General features: G+C 70.3%; 3 protein-coding genes. 1 reads left to right on the forward strand and 2 read right to left on the reverse strand.

What is annotated here, in order from left to right; translation table 11 throughout:
• Nucleotides 1-108: 108 nt before the first annotated feature.
• Both JHD63_RS21970 and JHD63_RS21975 read right to left on the reverse strand, forming a co-directional pair.
• On the reverse strand, nt 109-1,080 hold the full coding sequence (locus JHD63_RS21970) for a Bug family tripartite tricarboxylate transporter substrate binding protein (protein ID WP_198972915.1): 972 nt from the start codon (nt 1,078-1,080) through the stop codon (nt 109-111).
• Nucleotides 1,081-1,614: 534 nt separating this feature from the next.
• A complete protein-coding gene (locus JHD63_RS21975; RefSeq protein ID WP_198972916.1) occupies nt 1,615-2,046 on the reverse strand; it encodes an HU family DNA-binding protein in 432 nt (143 codons plus the stop codon).
• A 181-nt stretch (nt 2,047-2,227) separates the two neighbouring features.
• Between JHD63_RS21975 and JHD63_RS21980 the strand changes: the two genes are divergently transcribed.
• A partial coding sequence (locus tag JHD63_RS21980) for a methyl-accepting chemotaxis protein (RefSeq protein ID WP_198972917.1) occupies nt 2,228-3,673 on the forward strand: 1,446 nt, incomplete at its 3' end.

The following is a 3,673-nucleotide window of genomic DNA, read 5'->3' on the forward strand; positions in this document are numbered from 1 at the left end:
GTGCCAGGCCGGCGAGGCTGGCTGCGGCCAGCGCGATGGGCTTCTTCACGGGGATGTCTCCTCTTCAGGGTTGGGAATGGCTGTCATGGAAAGAGAGTCGAAGGCAGATCACTCCTTGGCATAGCCAAGGTCGTTCACGACCTTCACCGTGCGCGCGGCGTCTTCCTTCAGGAATCGGGTGAATTCCTCCGGGCTCATGGCGCCCGCCTCGGCGGCGTCGTTTCGAAAACGCTGCTTGACGGTCTCGCTGGCCAGCGCGGTACGCAGGGCCGCAGCCAGGCGCGCCACCGCCTCCTTGGGCACGTTGGCGGGCGCGAGCAGGCCTAGGTACACGTAGAAGCTGTAGTTCGGCAACCCCTGCTCGGCCAGTGTCGGAATGTCCGGGAAGGCCGGCGAGCGCGCGGTGGAGGTGATGCCGTAGGCCCGCAGCTTGCCTTCCTGGACCAGCGGGCCGGAGGAATTGGCGCCATCGAACATGACGTTGGCGCGGCCGCCCACGACGTCGGGCAGGGCTGCCGCCGCGCCCTTGTAGGGGACGTCGAGGAACTGCGTGCCGCTCTGGTGCAGGAACAGCGCCGAGGCCATGTGCACGCTGGTGCCCTTGCCTGCGTGCGCCATGATCAACTGGCCGGGGTGCGCCTTGGCGTTGGCGATGAGTTCCGCCAGCGTCCTGCTCGGCTGGCTCGGAGCGCCGACGAGCAGGAAGGGCGCGCGGTTCATCATGCCGATGCCCACGAAGTCCTTGTCGAGTTCGTAGCCCGGCTCCTTCCTGAAGGCCGGCAGCTGCGCGACCGTATTGGCAGCGGCCAGCAGCGTGTAGCCATCGGCGGCCGCGGCCTTGACCGCGCGTATGCCCAGCAGGCCGTCGGCGCCGGGCCGGTTCTCGACGAAGACCGGCTGGCCCAGGTCCCTGGACATCTCCTGCGCGACGACACGCGTCGTGACGTCCAGCAGGGCTCCCGCGGAGGAGTGAACGACGATGCGGATCGGGCGGCTCGGGTAGCTTTGCGCGTGCGCGAGCGGCAGGCTGCCGAGCGCGGCGATGGCGAGCGTCGCCAGTAGAAGGCCTCTTTTGTTCACATGTCCCCTTTGCTTTTGTGGTGGCTCGCGGGAGCCGCCCTGCTGACCGCAGGTGGCTCTCCCGCTTGCCTGGCGGCCAGTCTGATGCGGCCGAAAACGGGGAGCAATGGCTATGGGGCTCGTGTTCCGTACATTGGGTTCAGAGCACGGTCAAGGCGCGTCGCGACCGTGTCTGCGAGCGATGCGCGCATGGGGCCGGGCGCATCGGGAGGAGGCAAGGGGAGTTGATCGTCGAGCGCAAGCACCGCATACGGCGGCGCTGTGCGGGCGCGGCGGCGGCGCGGCGCGTTGGCCTGCCTCACGGCGTGATGCTTGTCGTCGGGCGGGGCGGGCACATGGGCGGTGCGCGTGCCGACGAAGGTTCCGCGCGGGGCGTCTGCCGCGGCCAGGATGCCGCCGATGGGGATGTGGGCGCGCGTGGCTTGCCTATCGGTGCAAAGGCACGGCGCCGCGGCATTCGTCGCTGGGAGAAGGCGCAGCGGCTGCCGCGCCGGCCGCGGCGGCCGTGCCTGCGCCGCGGTGAACGAAGGCTGCTTACAGCGCCGCGTCCTTGAGCTTCTTCAGGGCGCGGGCCTTGATGCGCACGGTGGCGGGCTTGGCCGCGAACTCGCGCTCGACGCCGGTGAACGGGTCCTTGCCGATGCGCTTCTTCTTGGCGGGGACCTGTTGCACGCCGATCTTCAGCAGGCCGGGCAGCGTGAACTCGCGTGCGCCCTTCTTGTGGACCGCGCCGAGGATGGTGGCCTCCAGCGAGGCGAGCACGGCCTTCACGGACTTCAGCTCGACGGCGGCATGTTCGGCCAGGTGCGAGATCAGGCTGGCTTTGGTGAAGCTGCTCTTCACGGGCTTGAGGCTGGCGGCAGGGGCCTTTGCGGCACGGGGCTTGGCGGCGGGGGCGGCGGCCTTGACGGCCTTCTTGGCGACGGGTGCCTTGACGGCTTTGACGGTCTTCTTTGCAGTTGCCATGGTGTTGTGAAGTAGAAAAATCGTTGTTGTGGGCAGCGGTGGAGCCGCTGGAACGCAGGGTGCGTCCGGGGCGATTTTAGCGAGGCGCACATGCGGCCGCAGCGCGCAGCGGCGCGCTTTCACAAAGCTGTCTTGCAGCGCGGCCAGACTGCGCGCATGTTCCCCAACCCGTGACCATCCCATGCGACTTCCGTCCCTGCGTCTGGCCACCAAGCTGTGGCTTGCCGTGGCCTGCATCGTGCTGTTCCAACTGTCCCTGGTGGCCCTCACCACGGTCCATGCACCCCGGGTGCAGGCGCGCGGGGCGGCCGCCCTGGCCGAGCGGATCGAGCGCATCCAGGCCGCCAGCCGCTGGCAGGGCCTGACCCTGGCCAACGCGGCGCGCGCCGAGGCCACCATCCTCAGCAGCGAGCCGGAGATCGGCGAGGCCTTCAAGGAGGCGGTGGCGCACACCGATGCGCAGATCGCCCGGGTGCGCGCGCAACTGCAAGCCATGGGCCTGCCGCAGGAAGATCTGGCGCAGATCGCGCGCATCGAGGAGGGCCAGCGCCAAGTGGCCGAGCTGCGCGCCAGCGCGGACAGGTTCAAGGACATCGGCCAGCAGAACAAGGCGCTGGAGCTGTTCCGCAGCCAGTACCAGCCGGCGGTGGCGCTCTACCTGAGGAGCCTGAACGATTTCGTTCGCATGCAGGAGGAGGCGAGCACGCAGCTGCAGCAGTACCTTGCCGCCGAGCGCACCGGCGCCGCGCGCACGCTGGCCGGCGGCGCGCTGCTGATGCTGCTGGGCCTGGTGCTGGCCGCCGCGGCGCTGATCCGCAGCATCCTGCGGCCGCTGGCGGAGGCCAACGCGCTGGCCGCGCGCATTGCCGCGGGCGACCTGAGCACGGAGCTGGAAGTGCGGCGCGAGGATGAGTTCGGCGCGCTGCTGCGCTCGCTGCAGGGCATGAACGCCGCGCTGGCCGGCATGGTGCGCCAGGTGCGGCAGAGCACCGACACCATCGCCGTGGCCAGTGCCCAGATCGCCGCGGGCAACCAGGACCTTTCGCAGCGCACCGAGCAGGCCTCCAGCAGCCTGCAGCAGACCGCCTCGGCCATGGAGCAGCTCACCGGCACGGTCGAGCAGACGGCCGGCAGCGCGCAGCGCGCCAGCGCGCTGGCCACCGCCACGTCCGACATCGCGCAGCAGGGCGAGGCCCTGGTGCAGCAGGTGGTGCGCACCATGTCCGAGATCGACGCCGGCAGCCGCCGCATCGCCGAGATCACCGGCGTCATCGACGGCATTGCCTTCCAGACCAACCTGCTGGCGCTCAACGCCGCGGTGGAGGCCGCGCGCGCGGGCGAGCAGGGCCGGGGCTTTGCCGTGGTGGCGGGCGAGGTGCGCAACCTGGCGCAGCGCAGCGCCAAGGCGGCCGGCGAGATCAAGGCGCTGATCGGCGCCTCGGTGCAGCAGTCGGCCTCCGGCGCGAAGCTGGCGGGCACCGCCGGCGGCACCATGGAAGACATCCTGCGCTCGGTGCGGCGCGTGACCGAGATGGCCGGCGACATCACGGCGGCCGCCACCGAGCAGAGCGTGGGCATTGCGCAGGTCAACGGCGCCGTCGGCATGCTCGACCGCATGACCCAGCGC

Source organism: Xylophilus sp. ASV27, assembly GCF_016428875.1.
Lineage (GTDB): Bacteria > Pseudomonadota > Gammaproteobacteria > Burkholderiales > Burkholderiaceae_C > Xylophilus.